General features: G+C 41.8%; 13 protein-coding genes. 11 read left to right on the top strand and 2 right to left on the bottom strand.

What is annotated here, in order from left to right; genetic code table 11:
- Positions 1-553: 553 nt before the first annotated feature.
- Positions 554-3,355 carry a CHAT domain-containing tetratricopeptide repeat protein gene (locus LC653_RS30220; RefSeq protein ID WP_229498333.1) on the bottom strand — a complete coding sequence of 934 codons (2,802 nt, stop codon included), beginning with the start codon at positions 3,353-3,355 and terminating at the stop codon, positions 554-556.
- 139 nt (positions 3,356-3,494) lie between these two features.
- Here LC653_RS30220 and LC653_RS30215 point away from each other — a divergent pair, with 139 nt between their 5' ends.
- From LC653_RS30215 to LC653_RS46440, 5 genes are all read left to right on the top strand, one after another.
- Positions 3,495-3,884: a hypothetical protein gene (locus LC653_RS30215; RefSeq protein WP_229498332.1), complete on the top strand. Its 390-nt coding sequence runs from the start codon at positions 3,495-3,497 to the stop codon at positions 3,882-3,884.
- Between the two features lie 275 nt (positions 3,885-4,159).
- A complete protein-coding gene (locus tag LC653_RS30210) occupies positions 4,160-8,806 on the top strand; it encodes a two-partner secretion domain-containing protein (protein ID WP_229498331.1) in 4,647 nt (1,548 codons plus the stop codon).
- A 575-nt stretch (positions 8,807-9,381) separates the two neighbouring features.
- Entirely contained in the window at positions 9,382-9,924 is a 543-nt protein-coding gene (locus tag LC653_RS30205) for a hypothetical protein (RefSeq protein ID WP_229498330.1), read from the top strand.
- Positions 9,925-9,956: 32 nt separating this feature from the next.
- A complete protein-coding gene (locus LC653_RS30200) occupies positions 9,957-11,684 on the top strand; it encodes a ShlB/FhaC/HecB family hemolysin secretion/activation protein (protein WP_229498329.1) in 1,728 nt (575 codons plus the stop codon).
- A 317-nt stretch (positions 11,685-12,001) separates the two neighbouring features.
- The gene (locus tag LC653_RS46440) at positions 12,002-12,511 is read left to right on the top strand and encodes a calcium-binding protein (protein WP_308189164.1); all 510 of its coding nucleotides are present in this window, start codon (positions 12,002-12,004) and stop codon (positions 12,509-12,511) included.
- Positions 12,512-13,352: 841 nt separating this feature from the next.
- Here LC653_RS46440 and LC653_RS30190 read toward each other — a convergent pair.
- Entirely contained in the window at positions 13,353-14,408 is a 1,056-nt protein-coding gene (locus LC653_RS30190) for an LLM class flavin-dependent oxidoreductase (protein WP_229498328.1), read from the bottom strand.
- Positions 14,409-14,862: 454 nt separating this feature from the next.
- On the opposite strand from LC653_RS30190, the gene LC653_RS30185 reads away from it, so the two are divergent.
- The 6 genes from LC653_RS30185 (at position 14,863) to LC653_RS30160 (ending at position 20,448) form a co-directional block, all read left to right on the top strand.
- A complete protein-coding gene (locus LC653_RS30185) occupies positions 14,863-15,081 on the top strand; it encodes a hypothetical protein (RefSeq protein WP_229498327.1) in 219 nt (72 codons plus the stop codon).
- A gap of 321 nt (positions 15,082-15,402) precedes the next feature.
- Positions 15,403-16,512 (top strand): LLM class flavin-dependent oxidoreductase, encoded by a 1,110-nt coding sequence (locus tag LC653_RS30180; RefSeq protein ID WP_229498326.1) that lies wholly within the window; start codon positions 15,403-15,405, stop codon positions 16,510-16,512.
- Between the two features lie 64 nt (positions 16,513-16,576).
- Positions 16,577-17,413, top strand: coding sequence for a hypothetical protein (locus tag LC653_RS30175; RefSeq protein ID WP_229498325.1), 837 nt, complete (start codon positions 16,577-16,579; stop codon positions 17,411-17,413).
- A gap of 29 nt (positions 17,414-17,442) precedes the next feature.
- Positions 17,443-17,964, top strand: a complete 522-nt coding sequence (locus tag LC653_RS30170; protein WP_229498324.1) for a GNAT family N-acetyltransferase — start codon at positions 17,443-17,445, stop codon at positions 17,962-17,964.
- 438 nt (positions 17,965-18,402) lie between these two features.
- On the top strand, positions 18,403-19,488 hold the full coding sequence (locus LC653_RS30165) for an aliphatic sulfonate ABC transporter substrate-binding protein (protein WP_229498323.1): 1,086 nt from the start codon (positions 18,403-18,405) through the stop codon (positions 19,486-19,488).
- Between the two features lie 30 nt (positions 19,489-19,518).
- On the top strand, positions 19,519-20,448 hold the full coding sequence (locus tag LC653_RS30160) for a MetQ/NlpA family ABC transporter substrate-binding protein (protein ID WP_229498322.1): 930 nt from the start codon (positions 19,519-19,521) through the stop codon (positions 20,446-20,448).
- Positions 20,449-20,482 lie beyond the last annotated feature (34 nt).

The following is a 20,482-nucleotide window of genomic DNA, read 5'->3' as shown; positions in this document are numbered from 1 at the left end:
CTTTTGTGGCGATCGCTTCCATGACACTGCATCAAGGACGACCGCCTGACCCCTCCTCGACTGTTCAATAACTTTCAAAGCTGTAGCCCTTATTCCGTATAGCTTAGAGCTTTTCTTAGTGCCATTCCATCGTTAACCCAAGCGTATTGTAATATAGCAATCCGATTTGATTCGGAGAATTTACTTGCGTGGGCAGGTGTAGGGTGTGTTACCGCTTTAGCGTAACGCACCGAAAACCTGGGATGGTGTGTTACGGAAGCCGTAACACACCCTACTAGCGTGTCAAGGCTAAAGTTGTGCATTATAAAATGGGCTTTGAACTTTTAAATTCAATGTTTTTAGCGCTAATTTATTGCAACATTTTAGCCTTGACACGCTACTACTGGTGTGGCAATGCTAAAATGTTGTATTAGATTTTGTAGGTTGGGTCGTTAGCGTCGCGCAGCGAAGGATGAGACCCAACACCCCGATTCATGTTGGGTTTCGTTCCTCAACCCAACCTACATTTAATGCTGAATCCCCATTCAAATCTTCCCAATCCCCAGTCCCCAGTTCAAAGCCAATTACCGATCGCAATCATTGGTGCCCAATATACTGGGTTATCATACTTAATATTTATACCTTCAGATGGCGGTAATTTCTTAGCATTAATCATCCGAATTTGGGCTTTTTGCAATGCTTCTGCAATACTCATTCCCGCGTTGCGGTAATTGGTGTAAAATGTTTTAACTAGTTCGGCTGTCGATGCATCTGTGACACTCCACAAAGATGCGATCGCACTTTTAACGCCAACTTGTAATGCAACTCCAGCTAATCCTAGTGTAGACCGATCGTCGCCAACTGCGGTTTCACAGGCAGTAAGTGCGAGAACTTCGACACTATCTAATTTGCTGTTGAGGTTTCGCAGTGAATTTTCTAATTGACTGATGGTGAGTTTTTGGTTTTTGCCTGTGACAATAAAGGTGTCTTCGGCAATGATGCCAAATTGAGCGTGACTAGCTATATGGACAATGGGGTATGTTGTTTTCTCAAGTTTTTGTTTAAAACTTTCGGGGACAAAGTTATCGTCGATGAGGTCGGTATAATTGGGAAATAGACTTTTAACTGCACCGACTTCTTCGGGAACTGAAAAAAGCGCATCAAAAGACTTTCCGTCGATTGTGGCTTTTTGTGTCAAACCCAAAATTAACGCCTTTTGCGTACTGCGATCGCGTACTTTGGGCGTAGTAAGTCGTAAACTAGGAGTTGTGGCAACTGCGTAGGTTTCCACTAAATATTTCTTTTTTTGGTTATCATAAAGTGCTGCCATTGGCACACTACGCAAAAACCCATCCTGAATAAACACAAGGGTTTTGACTGTCTCAGGTTTAATATCTTCAGCAAAAGGGCGAATTATCCAATCATAAAGCTGTGCCGCAGTTGTTGTATCGTAGTTAACTTCTTCTTCTCCTTTAACTAGTCCGGTACGAAACTCGGCAATTTTTTTCTGTAGCCTATCACTGCTAACTATCTTACTTGTACCTTCTTGATTGGAGTCTTTAATCCACTTAAATTTGGTTGTCTGATTAGGTAATTGCAATAATATCCCGGTTTTGCCATCTAAAATTATCGAACTCAAAAACCCAGTATTCTTAAAAGTTACACTATTATCTTGCAGGAGTTCGCCTATCTGTTTGGGATTCAACCCACTCAAAATGCAATCATTGCCAAAATAATTCTGTAATTCTGCCAGTTTCAACGCATCGATGGTGTTAACTACTTTTGATAATTCTTTGGCACGTTGTTTGTCTGCAATTGCCCCAACTTCCAACAGATCAAGCCGCGATCGCGCCAATGTGCGGTACAATGGTCGAACGACATCGCGGAAGTCAAACTGGACATCACGTTCTGCGGTTAAAATATTCTGGCGGATATCTTCCAAGGTTTCAAATGCTCTTTGATAGGATGCGATCGCTTCTTCTTTGCGATTTTCTTGATCTGAAATCCGTCCCGCTTGCCACTCCCACAAATACAAGCTATCTTTTGCACTCAAGTTTTTGTCTGCGGCGATGATTGCAGTTTGGGTATACTTTAATGCTTGTTTACTATCTTTGCGACATTCCCAAAAATGTCCTAAAGCACCATTAGCATAAGATTGTAGGCGATTGTCTTGTAAGTTATTACTAGTTAATACTGAGCTTTTCAGCAAATTTAATGCTTCGTTATCCGATGAAACCATCTGAGTTGGACAGTAGGTAAAGGGCGAAGTTCTTTGAGAATGGCGCTGCAAGTATGCTAAATCAATTGCCCCATACACTTTTGTGGCTGAATCGGGTAAATCTTTGAGAATCTTCAAAGCATCTTCATGAGCATTATTAAAGGTTTCATCGCTGATAACTTTCGTCTCATTTGTCTGGGAACCCAACTGAATTAAATTTAATAATCCCCGCATCTCTGCTAAAGGTTGCTTTTGGTTGTAGGCAAGTTTTATACTATTTTGAAAATATTCGCGGGCTTGGTTGTAATCTGCCGCAGACTTGTTGGTAAATTCTTTTTCTTTACTGAGAATACCAGCTTGCTTTGCAGAATTGGCTTGTAACTCATGCAATTGAGCGCGACTTCTGTAAGCATTACCCAAACTATTTAACACCAAAAAGTCATATTCTGGAGAGACTTGTTGCGTGGCGTGTAAATACTGAATTGCTTGGTGATAATTTCCGATTAACCTATATGCCTCACCGAGAATTCCCAAAGCTGCAATCTTACCGCGTTTGTCGTTGTGTTTGGTGGCGATTTGTTCGGCACTTTCGGGAGTGCATTTTATTTCCTGACTTGCTTGATTTTCTGAGATTTTCGATTCTACCAATTTACCACATAAAAGTGCGATCGCTTTGCGAGGTTGTCCCAAATTGCTGTAAATTTGGGCAAGTTCTGACTGCATTCGTCCCACTTGCTGGATATCTTCCACCACCCTATAATCACGAATGGCTGCTGATAACGACTCAATAGCTTCTTTGTTTTCTCCTATTTGTTGGTAAGCACGCGCCAAATTTTCATTTATAACCGCCGCATCTGACGGATTATTTTTATACTGATTTAATGCCTCTTGCCAGTGTTTTACCGCATTGGAAAAATTTCCAGCATCATAGTCTTTAATTCCTTGCTCAACTAGTACACTAGCATTTTTAGTTTGTGCAGATACGACTTGTCCAAACAATAAACAGATGACGAGGGTTGCCAAAAATAATACTTTGATCAGGTGTTGCTGGATGAAGAGATGAATTAACCTCACGCACAGAGAAGTTCGAGCCACGGAAGTCGGTGGACGTAAAAGCGTAGAGAGTAATAGTTTGAGATATTTCTTTGGGAATTTCATATTTTAATTCAGCAACGCCTGGTTTTTATAATGTTCGGTTAAAAAAGTTAGTTTTTATACATTTTATTTTGGCGATCGCCAGTTATTCCAAGTCAATTGATAAAGGAAATACTTATAATGGCAGCAGCAATATTAGAGGATGTTTGAAAAGTGTCGCATAGCACATATAATACTCCAATATAACTTCAAAGTACCTCAACACGACTTTGAAGTACCTCAAAACGACTTTGAAGTACCTCAAAACGACTTTGAAGTACCTCAAAACGACTTTGAAGTACCTCAAAACGACTTTGAAGTACCTCAAAACGACTTTGGAGTACCTCAAAACGACTTTGAAGTACCTCAAAACGACTTTGGAGTACCTCAAAACGACTTTGGAGTACCTCAAAACGACTTTGGAGTACCTCAAAACGACTTTGAAGTACCTCAAAACGACTTTGAAGTACCTCAAAACGACTTTGAAGTACCTCAACACGATTTCGAGGTATCCGTTAGTTATTTTTACAGGACTTACGCAACAATAACGTAATTTCGTCATTGCGACCGAAGGGAAGCAATCGCAAAGCCTTGTTTTTTCGTTGTAAGTGCGTAAGTCCTATTTTAGTTAGGCGTAGGTTGGGTTAAGCACAGAAATATTGCACACATGGAAAAATCCTATGTGCAGTTTTCTGCAAAATGGGACGCACCATCATGCGATCGCACAATATAAAATCATGCAACTATATTTGCATGATAAGTGAATGCATTATCTTGTCGTTTAGCTGATCGTGGATTTTATTTGAATTTATCCAAGGTAAATTATTTATGAATCAAGCAGATCATCCTGAAAAAGCCAGTATTAAAAATATTCTTTGTTTATGCCTAATATCCACTGTATTAAGCCAAGCCTCACCAGCCCAGGCACAAATCACACCCGATAACACACTCTCGTCAGAAGCTTCTCAACTCAATCAAAATCTGATAATTAATGGCGCACTGGGTGATAAAATTGACGGTGGTGCAACACGAGGAAGCAATCTTTTTCACAGTTTCAGTGAATTTAATATCCAAGATGGGCAACGAGTGTATTTTGCCAATCCCTCTGGGATAGAAAATATATTAACACGGGTAACAGGTGGCAATGCGTCAAATATTTTTGGGACATTGGGAGTTGATGGTGCAGCAAATTTGTTTTTGATTAATCCCAATGGAATTTTATTTGGGCAGAATGCGCGGTTAGATGTGCAGGGAAGTTTTGTTGGGACAACAGCTAATGGAGTGCAGTTTGGGAATCAAGGAATTTTCAGTGCTACAAATCCGCAAGCGCCGCCATTATTGACTATTCAACCTTCAGCGTTGTGGTTTAATCAGCTTAATCCAGGTGCAGCGATTCAAAATAACTCAGTTGCACCAGCAGGAATAGATGCAGCAGGTTTCAATGCATATGGTTTACGAGTAGCTGATGGTAAAAGTTTACTGCTAGTGGGCGGTAATGTCAGCATGGATGGTGGGGAATTAAATGCTTATGGTGGGAGAGTTGAATTAGGGGGGTTAGCAGCACCTGGAAATGTCAATCTTCTTTTTAATGGGGATAATCTCAGCTTGAAATTTCCTGAGAATGTGACTCGTGCTGAGGTATCGCTTACCAATCAAGCGCGTGTGTATGTAGAAGCTTCTGGTAGCGGTGATATTGCGATTAATGCCCGTAACATAGATATTTTGAGAGGGAGTCTGCTGAATGCTGGTATCGCTGAAGGTTTGGGGAAACCAGAGACTACTGCGGGGGATATTACGCTTAATGCTACGGGGGAAATCAAAGTTGCTGACTCCGGGAGTAAGATTCGCAATCTTGTGCGTGAAGATTCAAAAGGCAATGGCGGTAACATTTTTATCGATTCTGGTGACTTCTCTCTAAGTGACGGCGCTCAACTTGAAGCCTCAACTTCAGGAGTGGGAAATGCAGGGAATGTGACAGTGGGTGCAAAAAATGCTATTTCCCTTGCTAATAGCGCTCAAATAGCTACAAGCACTCTTGGAAAAGGTAACGCCGGAAATATTCAAATTAATGCTGATGACTCTGTTTTTGTCAGCAATGGTTCTGTAATACAGGCTGCAACCTTTGGACAAGGTAATGCAGGAAGTATCACCATTGAAGCCGGAAATACAATTTCCTTCGATGGAGTAGGAAGTAATAATATTACTACTGGAGCATATAGCGTTGTCGGACCCTTTGCAATACCTTCACCGGAATTGATAGAGAAAAATATCAATATTAGAGCGCGATCACTTTCCCTTGTTAATAGCGCTCAAATAGCTACAAGCACTATTGGCAAAGCTAACGCTGGAAATATTCAAATTAATGCTGATGACTCTGTTTTTGTCAGCAATGGTTCTGTAATACAGGCTGCAACCATTGCACAGGGGAATGGGGGTAACATTTTTATCGATTCTGGTTCATTCTCATTACGAGATGGCGCTGAACTTGAAGCCTCAACTTCAGGAGTGGGAAATGCAGGGAATGTGACGGTGCGTGCAAAAAATGCTGTTGACCTTGCAAATGCTAACATCCTCAGTGCAGTAGAAGCAGGAGGTGTAGGTAAAGGAGGCAATATCGACATCAATGCAGCAACACTGTCACTCACTGATAGCGCTCAACTGCTAACCATTACTCGTGCTGCATCTGCTACCCAACCAGCAGGAAGAGGGGATGCGGGGAATGTTAATCTTAAGATAACAGGTGCTGTTGATATTGCTGGGGAGAAAAACGATTTCAAGAGTGGGATTCGCAGCAATTTGGGAACGGGGACTGTTGGGAATGGGGGTAACATTTTTATTGATTCTGGTTCATTCTCATTACGAGATGGCGCTGAACTGAATGCCTCAACTTCAGGAGTGGGAAATGCAGGGAATGTGACGGTGATTGCAAAAGATGCTATTTCCCTTGCAAATGGTGACATCCTCAGTGCAGTAGAAGCAGGAGGCGTAGGTAAAGGAGGCAATATCGACATCAATGCAGCAACACTGTCACTCACTGATAGCGCTCAACTGCTAACCATTACTCGGGCTGCATCTGCTACCCAACCAGCAGGAAGAGGGGATGCGGGGAATGTTAATGTTAAGGTCACAGGTGCTGTTGATATTGCTGGGAAGAAAAACGATTTTTCCAGTGGGATTCGCAGCAATGTGGGAACGGGGACTGTTGGGAATGGGGGTAACATTTTTATTGATTCTGGTTCATTCTCATTACGAGATGGCGCTGAACTTGAAGCCTCAACTTCAGGAGTGGGAAATGCAGGGAATGTGACGGTGCGTGCAAAAGATACTGTTTCCCTTGCAGGTGGTGACATCTTTAGTGATGTGGAAACGGGAGGTGTAGGCAACAGTGGAGGTATCAACATCAGAGGTAGTTCCCTCTCCCTCACTGATGACGCTCAACTTTCTGCCTCAACTTTTGGACAGGGAAATGCAGGGAATGTCATTATCTTAGCAAAAGACAAAGTTTCATTTTCAGGAAGTAACAGTGAAGTATTTAGTGCTGTTGGACTTTTAGGTATAGGAAATGGGGCTAATATCAATATTAGAGCGCGATCGCTTTCCCTTGCTAATAGCGCTCTAATAGCTACAAGCACTCTTGGCAAAGGTAACGCCGGAAATATTCAAATTAATGCTGATGACTCTGTTTTTGTCAGCAATGGTTCTGTGATAGTTCCTGCAACCTTTGGACAAGGTAATGCAGGAAGTATCACTATTGAAGCCGGAAATACAATTTCCTTCGATGGAGTAGGAAGTAATAATATTTCTACTGGAGCATATAGCGTTGTCGGGCCCTTCGCAATACCTTCACCGGAATTTACAGGCAAACGCTCTGGAGGAGATATTACTATCAAAGCTGAAAGAGTTTCTTTGACCAATAGCGCTAAACTTAATGCCTCAACTTCAGGAGTGGGAAATGCGGGGAATGTGACGGTGCGTGCAAAAAATGCTGTTGACCTTGCAAATGGTGACATCCTCAGTGCAGTAGAAGCAGGAGGTGTAGGTAAAGGAGGCAATATCTACATTAATGCAGCAACACTGTCACTCACTCATAGCGCTCAACTGCTAACCATTACTCGTGCTGCATCTGCTACCCAACCAGCAGGACAGGGAGATGCAGGCAATGTCAATGTTTTGGTAACAGGCGCTGTTGATATTATTGGAGAGAAAAATGGTTTTCCCAGTGGGATTCGCAGCAATGTGGGAACGGGGACTGTTGGGAATGGGGGTAACATTAGTATCGATTCTGGCTCGTTCTCATTACGAGATGGCGCTCAACTTTCTGCCTCAACTTATGGACAGGGGAATGCAGGGAATGTGACAGTGATTGCAAAAGATGCAATAACTGTTTCTGGAACTAGTCAAGAGAGCAAATTTTCTAGTGCTTTATTCACATTTACTGATTCTACTTCCACTGGTATTGGTGGTGATATCACCGTAAACACCAATATCTTTCGCGTATCAGACGGCGCTTTACTGGATGCACGCACTAGAAATAATCAAAAGGGTGGCGATATTACGATAAATGCAAATATTTTTGAAGCACTCAATGGTGGACAACTCACCACCACTACCTCAAGCAATGGACGTGCAGGTAAAATTACTGTCAACGCAGACGATAAGCTAATAATTAGCGGTATTGACTCTAATTACAGCGATCGCATTACTAACTTTCCTGACAACGTAGCAAATATCGGTGCTAACAGTGGCTTATTTGTCAGTTCCACAGGTTCAGGAATCACAGGCGACATCGAAATTAACTCACCCAAAATTACCTTAGATAACCAAGGCAAACTCAACGCTGAATCTGCATCCGGTAACGGTGGTAATATCAACCTCAACAGCGACTTACTCTTACTTCGTCGCAACAGTCAAATTTCCACCAACGCAGGTACAGAAAAATTAGGTGGCAATGGCGGTAATATCAATATCAACTCCAAATTTATCGTTGCAGTTCCCAACGAAAACAGCGATATCAGCGCTAACGCCTTCACGGGAACTGGTGGAAACATCCAAATCAACTCGCAAGGTATCTTCGGTATCGAGTCGCGGACAAAACCAACCAAAAAAAGCGATATTACTGCAAGTTCGGAATTAGGCGTTTTGGGTGTAACAAATATCAATACGCCCGATAACAGTTCTATTCAAAACAGCCTCACCGAATTATCACCAAACGTCATCAATACCAACGCACTCATTGCCAATAGCTGCATTTCACGCGCCACCAAGCGACAAGAAAACTCTTTTACCATTACAGGTTCTGGTGCTTTACGCAATAGTCCTGGAGATGTATTAATTTCAGCCTACACAACTGGTGATGTGCGTAGTGTTGAACCAACATCGCGCCCGTGGAAAAAAGGCGACCCAATAATTGAACCACAAGGATTGTATCGATTACCCAATGGGCAATTAATCTTGAGTCGAAGTTGTTCAACATAAATATTGCACACATGGAAAAATCTTATATGCAGTTTTCTGCAAAATGAAACGCATAATCATGCGATCGCACGATACAAATCATGCAACTATATGTGCATAAATGTGAATGCATTACTTAGTCATCTCCCTTAATCTGAGTATTAAAGAAACGCTTAATGAATCGAAAAACAACAAAAGTCATCAATTTATCAACCGTTGCTGATGAAAATCTCGTAATTTTTATTAACTCAGATTAAATCAGTGAACAGTCAACAGTTATCAGTTATCACGGTTTCAGTGCGGGGATTTGAAAGAGACTGAAACACACCACTTGTTAGAAGTGGGGGACTCTGTAGGGCTATTTCATTCTATACATAAACCGCCCAGAACTAAAGTTCTTTGGCTTTTAGCTAAAGTCCGTTAAAACGGACTAGAACCTTTTCTCAGTCATCTTTAGATGACTTTCGCTATTAGACTCAGAATTCATTCTGAGGCGGGCTAGATGAGAATGAAATAGCCCTGGGGACTCTGACTCCCAATTGACAATCAAATTCTTAACTGATAACTGATAACTGATAACTGATGAGAGATTGATTATGTTTTATAAACTAGTTCGCAACACAGTTTTAGCGACATCTTTGGCATTCCCGAATTTTAAACAAACCGCTTTGATTACAATTTTAGTAGCTGGAATTGGATTGTTTGGTATCAAGTCAGCAGATGCGAGAAATGTCTTAGTACAAACACCAGATGTTTCTCAATCTTCATCGTATGCGATCGCGCAACTCGTAGATGCAAATTCTCCGATTTACAGAAGTTGGAAGCTCAAATATAGCGTTGATGGAGTCGTCTATCAAAGCGTCCTGGTGATGAAGGGATATTCTGGAGTGATGAGAACTAGATATTTTGACTTTAGGATAAATAAGAAGCAGGTTGTAAACCAGGAAATTAGCCTCAAGTCTTCTCCTCAAGGATTAGTTTTATTGGGATATAACCCTGTCTATCCTGGAACTTCCAGAAGACACCCTACTTATGCTGCTGATAATTTTTTGTTTTCTGTTGAGCCTGATGGTTCACTAACAGCGTATACTTGCGATGATCTCCGACAATGCTCGGCTGTAAATGTGGAAAGGATATGACAAATGATACCCTTACAAATTGTAGATAAACAATGGGTTCCTACCTTCGGTTTCAAAAACTTTTTTTAATATTATTTTCCTGCATCAGCATTACTCCACTCGCAGTATTTGCACAATCGACACCCCCATCTGGAGTAACAATTCCCCCCGATACACCAAGCAAAGTCGAAGAAACTATACCCCAACCATCACCATCACCAACCTTTCCTCCCACACCACCTGCACCAACTGTTCCTATACTCCCATCACCCCCACAGGAAAATCTACCCGAAACAACCTTTCCTAGTAGTGAAAGTTTCTTTGTCAAAGAAATTCGAGTCACAGGCTATTCTGTTTTAGAAGATGAAATCATCAAGTTAAAACAGCCCTTAGAAAATAAAGAAATCACATTTGAGCAGTTATTGCAACTGCGATCGCAAATCACTGAACTCTATGTTACAAAGGGCTATATCACCAGTGGTGCATTTATTCCCAACAATCAAAATATTGCTAGCGGTGTTGTGCAAATCCAAGTTGTGGAAGGCGAACTCGAAGGAATTTATATTTTAGGGCTACAAAGATTACAAACTTCATACGTGCGTTCCCGGATTAAACGGTTTACAAGTAAGCCTTTAAACCAAAAACGCATCGAACAAGCGCTGCAATTATTACAACTTGACCCGGTGATTGAACGAGTTAATGCTGAGTTAACCGCAGGTAGCACTCCCGGTAACAATATTTTACAGGTAACAATTACCGAGTCGCAAGCATTCCACGCTGGGGTTATCTTTGCAAATAACCAATCACCTAGCGTTGGTTCAGAACAAGGGAGTGTTTTTGTTGCTCACAATAATTTATTAGGCTTTGGGGATAAATTCAGTGCCGAACACGGCATCACTGAAGGTTTAGACATTTACAATATCAGTTATTCTATTCCCTTTAACGCCCTAGATGGAACTATTGGTGTCCGCTACAGCAACAGCGCTAGCCGCATTATTGAAAGCGAATTTCGTGACTTGCATATCCGCAGCGAAGCCGAAACCCTTTCTTTTAACGTCCGTCAACCGCTAATTTACACACCAAATAACGAATTTGCTCTCTCGTTAGCATTCGATTTACGGCGCAGTCAAACCTTCATACTCAATGATATGCCCTTCTCCTTTACTGAAGGCCCCGAAGATGGAGAATCAAAAGTTACAGTAATTCGCTTTTCCCAAGATTGGTTACAACGTAATGGTAACAGTGTCCTGGCAGCGCGATCGCAATTTAGTTTGGGGATTGGTGCAATAGATGCAACCGTCAATAATAGTGGTACTGATGGGCGTTTTTTTAGCTGGGTGGGACAATTTCAATGGGTACAACGGCTATCTCCCCGCATCTTGATGCTAGCCAAAGTTAACACTCAACTTACTCCTGATTCTTTACTTTCATTAGAAAAAATTAGCATTGGGGGAGTTAATACAGTGCGTGGTTATAGTCAAAATCAACTTGTTGCTGACAATGGGGTAGTTGGAGGTGTGGAAGTTCGTATTCCTCTAGCATCGAATGTGGAAACATTACAGCTAATACCATTTTTTGACATCGGTACAGCTTGGAACAATCGCGCTATTAATGCCGACCCGCAAATCATCGCTAGCTTGGGGTTGGGCTTGAACTGGCAACTTTTTAACGGTTTGGTATTGCGTGCAGACTACGGTGTACCATTGATGGGAACAAGCGATCGCGGTAGTTCACTGCAAGATAATGGCTTTAATTTTTCAGTGCTATATCAGCCGTTTTGATATTAGTAGGTCTGCGTAAATAATTAAAGGTTTGTAGTGTTCGCTACAGGAACATCACAACTAAATTTTAAGATTTTTATATTACTTAATATAGATAATTATGCAGTTTTCTGCAATGAGGCGATCGCATTCGTGCATTTTTCAGGTAGCAAAACTGCACGCAAACAAGCAGAAAAGGTCGATGTGTAACATTAACTTCTAATTTAATGTATAACTCATCGCCAACAGTAATATTACTGACCGCGTACCAATGAAGTGATGGAAGATTTATCCAAATACCTTTGCCTTAACTCGATTTAAATCAAGGAGAAACTCAAATGGCTATTATTAATGGCAGCTTTTTCAGCGATACACTCTTTGGCACCGACGGTAACGACCTGATCAGAGGCTACCCCGTTGGCTCTGGTTTCTTTGATTACGACGGCTACGATATATTGTTTGGTTTTGCTGGCAACGATACATTGTTCGGCGGCAATCAGGATGACATCCTTTATGGCGGAGATGGTAACGATATATTGTCCGGCTCTAGAAACACTGACACAGTAGAATTCGACACCCTGGTTGGTGGTGCTGGTTCTGATACTTTCGTTATTGGCAGTTCCTTCGGTGTTGAATACGAAGGTCTTGGTTTCGCTACCATTACTGACTGGAACCCCTCTTCTGATTTCATTCAAGCCGGGGGTTTCTCTAGTCTATACTCTTTTGGGAATGCAGACTTGAGTGGCGGTTTTGCTCTAGACACACAAATTTTCTATGGCATTGACTTGATTGCTAACGTTCAAGACACTACCAATGTCAGTCTCTCTAGAGACTTCATCTTTGCCTAGTCAGTACTTTGTTCGCCCGAAAATGCATTCGCCCACGACTAATTGACTGATTACCCAATGTGATGTGTGTGATTCGGATACTACTAGCGTGGCACAGCTAAAATGATGCATTAAACGTAGTAGCGTGTCAAGGCTAAAATGTTGCAAAAAAATTGTAGGTTGGGTGGAGGCTTTGCGTAACCCAACATCCTGATATATGTTGGGTTACGCTCCGCTCCACCCAACCTACGTCTAATGCACTATTTTAAGCTTGACACGCTAGTAGGTTGGGTTGAGCAACGCGAAACCCAACATTCATCAGGTTGTTGGATCTCATGTTTCGACCCAATTTACAAAATTTATTGCACTAATTTACCTTCGGTTTTAATTTGTTGGTATAGCAACCGTCTCGTCAGTTTTGCCTGAATTGGTTCGCAATCCGTTTGGGCATAAGACGTAGATAGATGCACTGCAACTCTTTCAGCTTTATTATAATAGGACTTACGCACGGGTAACGGAAAACGAACCACAGAGAAGCCAGTGCGCCCTTGCGGTTAAGAGACTTGAAGCAACTGGCGCGGCGCAGAGAAGCCAGTGCGCCCTTGCGGTTAAGAGACTTGAAGCAACTGGCGCGTCACGGAGGAATGAGAGTTTGAGAGGGTTTTTGCGTAAGTCCTATATAAGTATTTATCCGAACTTGATATAAGTCCCACTATCCGGTTGGAACTGTTGTAAAAGTTTTAATCCTCCTCAGGGGTAATGACACGGGCAATTAGTTAATTATGATCTGCTCCCGGTGTAGCCCAACTAGCATCGCTCATCACAAATTACCAACCGTTGGAAGGGCGCATTCGGTCAACAATTAAGCAACTTTTTGCAAGTGTTGCACGCGAGGCATAACTTCTTGGGCAAAACGTGTCATCTCCCGGACAAAGGGATTAAATTGCAGCATGAAAGTGTCGATACCTGCATCAACGAAAGCTGCAACGCGAGTTGCAACTGTATCATAGCTGCCAACCAATCCTGCGGCTGTGCCACCATTGCCGCCAACAGCCGGATTTTTAGCGAAGAGTTTAAACATGGCAGCTTCTGGGTCAACTCCTTTAGCAACACTTAACTTATATTGTTCTTCCAACTTTTGCAGTGCCATGAGTCGTTCTAGTTCTGCTTGGGCTTCTTCGTCTGTAGGGCGGGCAATGACAAAGGCTGAAAGACCAAAGCGGACTGGTTGGGCTAGGAAACGTGGTCGGTCCAAAACTTGTTTAATTACTTTGCGGACATCTTCAATCGGCTGACCGTTGATGAAGTAAACATCGGCTTGTTGGGCTGCTAAAATCTGTGCTGGGTCTGATGCTCCTCCCAGGTAGATACGAGGATAGGGTTGAGCAACAGAGAAGGGTCGAAGGCTCAAATCTTGGATTTTGAAATATTCACCCTCGAAGTTCACCCTCTCACCGCTCCACAAATCTCTAACAACCTGCAACCATTCACCAGAATAGCGATACCGTTCATCATGGGGAGGGAAGGGGATATTAGTACGCTCCATTTCTGGGCGAAACCAAGCACTAATTAGGTTTATGGCAAAACGTCCACCACTGATAGCATCAATTCCCAGGGCCATCTTGGCTAGAACGGCTGGATGAAATAATAAAGGTTTAATCGCGGCAATAATTTCTATACTTTCGGTAGCTTGTGCCAACGCGGCACAAGCCGTCCAAGTTTCCAACTGTTCTAAATCTAGACTACGAGGATTGGCAAGGTGTTGTGCGACTAAGGTTGTGACATATCCTAAGCGTTCTGCTTCTAATACTAGCGATCGCGTGCGTTCATAACTAGCATCAATCGGTTCATCTGGCGCATTGAGAGGGCCAAAGTTACCTCCAACAGGGGCCCAAATACCATAGCGTGGTTCTGACATTTTTACCTCCAAATTAAATGGGGACTGGGGAGATATAACTTGTTTTTTATCCTCACCTATGCAAATCTCATACTATACTACTATAAATCGATAGATTTATAGTATATTTTTTTAGGTGCAAAAATAGATGGCAGAAGCCACAAACTCTATCGAGATTATTGCAGCTGTTAAGCATTTGGCAATTTATTTATAAGTGGATTAGCAAGTATATTTAATGCAACAAATGCTTTAATTTTTGGAGGCTTGTCTTGTATTCTTGGTTCAATTATTTTTTACAATATGTTACCAAAACTTGAAAATTTATTGCAGCCAATTTATGTCAGTAAAGGAATATTGGATGAATAGCTTATACTTACAGCTTATTGCAATTAAATGAAGTACATAGGTAGGAAAACAACATTGTTGTGTCCTCACAATCATCTGTACCTCACCCTACGGCTTTGTGCAGTCGCTCATGGGGAGCCAGCGCCGTGGTGTTAGCGTAGCGGTAGCGAGGTACGAGCGTCGGCAGTCCGCAGAAAGGGGGTTTCCCCCAGAAGGAACTGCCGAAAGGGTTTCCCGACTTGAGGCGACTGGCGTCGGCAATGCCCGACTTGTTCGCGCAGCGTCTCCCTTAGGAGAAGCAACTGGCGTGGGAACCCCCTTCTCTACGAGACGCTGCGCGTTCGCGTAGCGTTCCGTTCGCGCAGCGTCCCGTAGGGAAGGAAAGGCGCTAGCCTCTCCCAATGTGAGAACGCGCTGCTTCACCAAATTGCAATCTGCTGTAATTGACCATCTTGATGTTGGGCTAGATGTATTTGTCTCATTAGTTCATTAATTATTCTCTTTTCCTCAAGTTCCCTGTCCCCAACCACAGAATCCAAATACCCCCTTGTTTTTTATCCTCATCTATGCAAATCTCATAGTATCATACGGTAAGCCTACCGATTTAACGTATGATATTCTAGGTGCAAAAATAAAGTTTTAGTGCCGACTACAAAGGTTCTAGAAAACTATGTCTGAACCACGCTATGGGATTTGGATTCCTGTTTACGGCAACTGCGGTGTGATGAACCATCCTCTTGAACCTCGTGATGCTAGTTACTCACGAGCCAAGAATTTAATCCAATTGGCCCAAAAGTGCGGATTTACCACAACTTTAATCGCGCAACATATCATCAATCCCAAGAACCAAGAACTTGACCAGCTAGAAACTTGGACAGCAGCAGCAGCACTTGCAGAAGCAACAAACTCTATCGAGATTATTGCAGCTGTTAAGCCATTACTGTTTCATCCCGCCGTCTTAGCAAAGATGGCTTTAGGTATTGATGCTATAAGTCATGGACGTTTTTCTATTAATTTAGTAAGTGCCTGGTTCAAGCCAGAAATGGAAAAACCGGGGATAAATTTCCTTACCCACGATGAGCGTTATCGTTATTCGGATGAATGGATTAGGGTTGTCAAAGCTTTGTGGAGTGGAGAAAAAGTCAACTTTCACGGTGAATATTTTCAGATTAATGATTTAAAGCTCAATCCTCCACCTATAGCCAAACCACATCCGCGTGTATATGTAGGGGGAGAGTCAGAACCAGCCCAAGAACTAGCCGCAAAAGAAGCGCATACATTTTTCCTCAATGGCCGTCCGATTGAAGTCATCCGCGAAACCATTGCGGCTGTTGCTAACAAAACTAAGTTTCGCTCTCAACCTTTGGGCTTTGCTATGTCGGCTTTTGTGATTGCTCGACCAACAGACGAAGAGGCAAAAGCGGAATATCAAAACCTCAGAGCGATGGTACTAGCACAAGACGATCGCTCAGAATTACTCAAAGGAGTAGATTCTGAAGTAGTTATGTTTAAAAACATGGCTAAGTACCCTGGTGTGGGGAGCAATGGCGGTACAGCAGCAGGATTAGTTGGTAGCTATGAAACTGTAGCCAATCGGATTGCTGAATTTACCAAAGTAGGAATTGATACTTTCATGCTGCAATTCCAGCCTTTTGCCACAGAAATGGAGCGTTTTGCTGCCGAAATCATACCAAGAGTGCGAACGTTAACGGTAGATAGTGAAGCGATGTCTGCGACGGGCTGCGCCTACACTAACTTGAAAATAGGGGCTAGAGGCTAAGAATTTTAGATTTTGGATTTTAGATTTTGGATTAAATTGTTCTCCACTACCCAAAGGAAACTTTATGACAGCAATACTTACTCGTCCAGCTTGGACTACTGATTTAGAACTGGAAATTTTTGACAAACTACTTGAGAAACACGCCCCTCACATTCCGAAAAAGCGATGCCTGCGGCGGGCTACGCCTACGCAAGAACCTAGATCGCCGGAAACTGAAGAGGAAAGAGAGAATTTCTACCGCTTCCGTGTGGCTGGTGCAGCCCATGACCTGTTTATTGTGCAAGTCTGCGCTAAAATAATTGACTCCTTTGCTGACCCAGAATTACAGCTATTTTTGAGTAGACAAATCGGTGATGATGGCGCACACGCTCAAAATACTCGTTTAAGAGCGCAAGCTATATCAGGACGTGACCCAATTGAGGATATCCAAAAGCAGGTGCAGAAGCATTGGGATTATATGGGTGATTTACCCATTCGTAATTGGCAAGGCTTTTTAGCATTTGAGTTGCATTACGAACTTCATATTGTGGCTTTGCTATTCATCAATAGCCGTACCAGCAAAATCAACGACCCAGACTCAGCCAAGTTTGCAGCAGAAAGAATCCTGCCAGATGAAGCAGTCCACCGCCTGGGAGTTGTAGACTGGTGGCAACGTAAATTTGATCAAGTTTCACCCGCAGAGAAAGAGGATTTAATCGCACAAGTCATAGAAGCAGATGAAGAAGGTCAACGCCGACGTAATCCTTACCTTCGGGATCATTGGCAGTTGAGCCAAAAAGCTATTGGTATTGAAATTGATGATTTGCCAATACTTTATGATACTTGGCGGCAAGAGGTTCTTTCTTACTTCTTGGATATCCCTATATCTAGACTGCCCAAACTTGTGAGTGTGAATGATTGATGATAAAAAACTGCCCTTTAAGATTTAATTTGAAACTTATCACCGAACTGACTGTGGATGAGGAAGAAGCGTTGCGTGTTCTTAGAGCAGCAGTTTACCCACCAGAGGTCATTGCTCATCGCCCAGGAAGGGACATTAAATGGTCTTTACCGCAATGGAGATTACTTGTAGAAGATGGAAGTGGATGGATTGTTTCGCACATCGGGATTGTTATCCGCAAGGTAACGCTAGATGATGTATCAATCCGCATTGGCGGTATTGGTGGAGTAATGACAAGCCCAGAAGCACAGGGTCAAGGCTTTGCAACTGCTGCCCTTCGGCACGCAGAGGCCTTCTTAGATAAGTGTGGTTTAGCTTTCGCATTGCTCGTATGTCGTCAGGATTTAGTACCCTTTTATACTCGCCTGGGATGGCAATCTTTCAATGGCATTCTTTTGGTTGAGCAGCCAGGTGGCACAGTCCCTTTTACGGTCAACGAGCCGATGGTATTGCCTGTGAATGACAAAGCTCCCAAAAAAGGAACGATTAACCTCTGCGGTTTACCGTGGTAACACATTGATTTTTCATATTTTAAAGGATTATAAATATTACTAATTTATTGATAATTAGTAATATTTATAATTGCTAAATTAATTTCATAATATTTTATTTCTACCAATTCTGTATGAAGATGCACATAATAATACCCCCCTGTAGTCCCCCCTTGCCAAGGGGGGACGGCGATAGCCGGGGGGTGAATTATATGCAGCTTCACAAAGAAACGGTATAGGCTTGTTAGCTATTATTAATTATTTGTTATTGATGTGAAAGATTTTCCATTTTCGTCGTCAAGAACACTATATTTTTACGATTTAATGTATATAATATTTTATCGAATAACAGTAATTTATTTCAAAAAACTTAGATTTTAAATTTGAGCTATAAGTTTGCTTTTTTAAATATAACCTCGATTTTAAACTTAGACTAAAAAATGCTGAGAGGCAAAAAATATGTTCACTCGATTGACAAACCATTTTTTAGATGATATCAAAAAAAGAAGCTTATTTCAACATCACGATATTAAAACTTTTATCCTATTCTTTGTTATTGGTATAGGTTTAAATTTAGCGATCGCTTCTTGTACTCCTAGTAATTCAGCTAATGCACCTGCACAGCAACCCCAAGCGCCTAAACTAACAGTGCTGAAAATGGGACATCAAAAAGGAATGGCACTCCTGAATATTGTGAAAGCGCAAGGAAGTTTAGAAAAGCGCTTACAACCCTTGGGTATTTCTGTTACTTGGAATGAATTTTCCTCTACAGCACCTCTATTGGATGGGATGGGTGCAGGTGCGATCGTTTTTGGTGGCGGTGGCGGTACAGGAAGCGTCTTTGCTCAGGCAGGAGATAAATCATTTGTCAGAGTTGCAGCCGGTACAGGTAGCACTAGAGGTTCAGCTATTTTAGTCCAAGAAAATTCACCGATTAAGACACTTTCTGATTTAAAAGGTAAGAAAGTTGCTTTTGCAAAAGGTTCTGGTCAGCACTATATTATTGTGCGTGCTTTAGAGAAAGTAGGTTTGAAATTTAGTGATATTAAACCTCTCTACCTGACACCAGCCGAAGCTTTACCAGCATTTGAGCGTGGTGATATTGATGCGTGGTTAATTTGGGATCCTTATACTGCTGAAGCTGAACGTAAACTTCGCACTCGTCTTTTGGCAGATAATAGCACTGTATTTGGAGACAAAGCTCCACTAGAAAGCCCAAGCTTTTATTATGCTGCTCCAGATTTTGTGCGCGATTATCCAGACATTCTCAAGACAATTTTACAAGAGCTAGAAAAGGCTGGTTCTTGGTCTAGAGAAAACTATCAAGATTCCGCTAAACTCCTTTCTAAGCTGTACAAAATTGATTTAAAAACAATGGAAACTGTAGAAGAACGTGGTGGTCAACGTCAGGTATTACCTGTAACAGATGAGGTTTTGAGTGGATTGCAACGCATGGCAGATACCTTCTATGAACTCAAAATTATTCCTAAGAAAATTGATGTCAAAGATAAGAATTACAACTGGTTTCCTGAGCAGAAGTGGTAATTCGTAATTCGTAAATTAATATATGAATTTTTGCTCATATTTTGGTTTATCTTAGTAGGCGATCGCATGAAATTTCCCATCAATACCAAACGTCGATTCTTTTTAATAGCCTTTACATCATTTGCGGCTTCTACAGTATTTTCTAGCTGTAGTTCACAGCCAAATAATTCTGCTACTAATACATCTGCAAATCCATCAGCAACCCCAGCTGCTAACACAACTACAACTGGAGCTAAAGACAAAATAAAAGTTGGTGTTACACCAGTTCCAGCCGGAGAAATTTTAGAGTTTGTCAAAAAGAATTTAGCATCTGACGCTGGGCTAGATATTGAGATTATCACTTTCAATGACTTTGTGCAGAATAATACTGCTTTGAAAGATGGGATAATTGATGCTAACTATTTTCAACACATCCCTTTTATGGAAGACTATGGCAAAAAACATAATTTTGAGATGTATGCCTTTACTCCCCAAATTCATTTAAATCCAGTCGGCATTTTTTCTAAAAAATATAAGTCTCTCAATGATGTACCTAATAAAGCTCTAGTCACAATTCCTGACGATCCTAGCAATTCCCATCGCGCTTTAAAAGTGTTGGAAGAATCAGGGTTTATCAAACTCAAGCCAAATGCCCGTCCGGCGAGTCCTAAAGATATTATTGAAAATCCTAAAAACATTCAAATTAAAGAGATACCAGGAGCGCAGGCAATCCCAAGTCTTCCTGATGTGGACTTAGCAGGAGTTACAGGTAATTGGATTGTACAAGCCGGATTGAAAACTGATAAAGACGCTTTGGCATTAGAGTCAGCGAACGATCCGATTTATGCTGTTACTGTCACAACATTAAAAGGCAAAGAAACTGACCCCAGAATTCAGAAACTATATAAGTTATTGCGGGACGAGAAAGTCAAGCAATTTATTAAAGATAAATATCAAGGTGCAGTGATTCCCATTCCTTAGAAAGTAGTAATGATTTATTGTAGGGCAATTCTAA

It is taken from the genome of Nostoc mirabile CHAB5784 (genome assembly GCF_020829645.1).
In the GTDB taxonomy this organism is placed as follows: Bacteria; Cyanobacteriota; Cyanobacteriia; order Cyanobacteriales; family Nostocaceae; genus Nostoc; species Nostoc mirabile.
This window is presented reverse-complemented; position numbering and strand designations above follow the sequence as displayed.

Coding starts and splice junctions, on each gene's coding strand:
- LC653_RS46440 (WP_308189164.1), top strand. CDS start 12,002: ATGGCTATTATTAATGGCAGCTTTTTCAGCGATACACTCTTTGGCACC.
- LC653_RS30175 (WP_229498325.1), top strand. CDS start 16,577: ATGACAGCAATACTTACTCGTCCAGCTTGGACTACTGATTTAGAACTG.
- LC653_RS30205 (WP_229498330.1), top strand. CDS start 9,382: ATGTTTTATAAACTAGTTCGCAACACAGTTTTAGCGACATCTTTGGCA.
- LC653_RS30180 (WP_229498326.1), top strand. CDS start 15,403: ATGTCTGAACCACGCTATGGGATTTGGATTCCTGTTTACGGCAACTGC.
- LC653_RS30165 (WP_229498323.1), top strand. CDS start 18,403: ATGTTCACTCGATTGACAAACCATTTTTTAGATGATATCAAAAAAAGA.
- LC653_RS30185 (WP_229498327.1), top strand. CDS start 14,863: ATGGGGAGCCAGCGCCGTGGTGTTAGCGTAGCGGTAGCGAGGTACGAG.
- LC653_RS30190 (WP_229498328.1), bottom strand. CDS start 14,408: ATGTCAGAACCACGCTATGGTATTTGGGCCCCTGTTGGAGGTAACTTT.
- LC653_RS30200 (WP_229498329.1), top strand. CDS start 9,957: ATGGGTTCCTACCTTCGGTTTCAAAAACTTTTTTTAATATTATTTTCC.
- LC653_RS30210 (WP_229498331.1), top strand. CDS start 4,160: ATGAATCAAGCAGATCATCCTGAAAAAGCCAGTATTAAAAATATTCTT.
- LC653_RS30215 (WP_229498332.1), top strand. CDS start 3,495: ATGTTTGAAAAGTGTCGCATAGCACATATAATACTCCAATATAACTTC.
- LC653_RS30220 (WP_229498333.1), bottom strand. CDS start 3,355: ATGAAATTCCCAAAGAAATATCTCAAACTATTACTCTCTACGCTTTTA.